Here is a 531-nt window from a genome sequence, read left to right as displayed (position 1 = left end):
CGCTGCCGAAGCTCGTGCCCGGCGCCACGGCCGTCGTCATCGGCACCGGTGGCCTCGGCCACGTCGCGATCCAGCTCCTGCGCGCCATGACGGCCGCGCGGGTCATCGCGCTCGACGTCACCGAGGAGAAGCTGGACCTGGCCAGGGCCGTCGGGGCGCACGAGGCCGTCCTCTCCGACGAGAAGGCGGCGGCCCGCGTCATGGACCTGACCGGCGGGCTCGGCGCGCACGTCGTGCTGGACTTCGTCGGCGCCCCGCCCACCGTGGAGACCGCCGGTGCCGTCGCCCGGGTCGACGGCGACGTCACGATCGTCGGCATCGGCGGCGGCGGGCTCGCCGCCGGCGTCGCCGTCGCGGTGAAGGCGCTGCGGCCCGACGTGAAGGTCATCGGCGTGCAGGCGGCGGGGGCCGCCGCGTACCCGCCCTCGCTCAAGGTCGGGCACCCCGTGTCGATCGACAACCCGAACAACATGGCGGACGGCATCAAGGTCGGCCGACCCGGCGACGTCCCCTTCAAGAACATCGGTGAAC

General features: G+C 74.4%; 1 protein-coding gene. It reads left to right on the top strand.

Annotation, left to right across the window (positions count from 1 at the left end; all coding sequences use genetic code 11):
• The coding region (locus G3I71_RS52045; protein ID WP_239149786.1) for a pyridoxal-phosphate dependent enzyme at positions 1–531 on the top strand (531 nt) is incomplete at both ends.

Source organism: Streptomyces sp. SID12501 (assembly GCF_010550245.1).
Lineage (GTDB): Bacteria > Actinomycetota > Actinomycetes > Streptomycetales > Streptomycetaceae > Streptomyces.
This window is presented reverse-complemented; position numbering and strand designations above follow the sequence as displayed.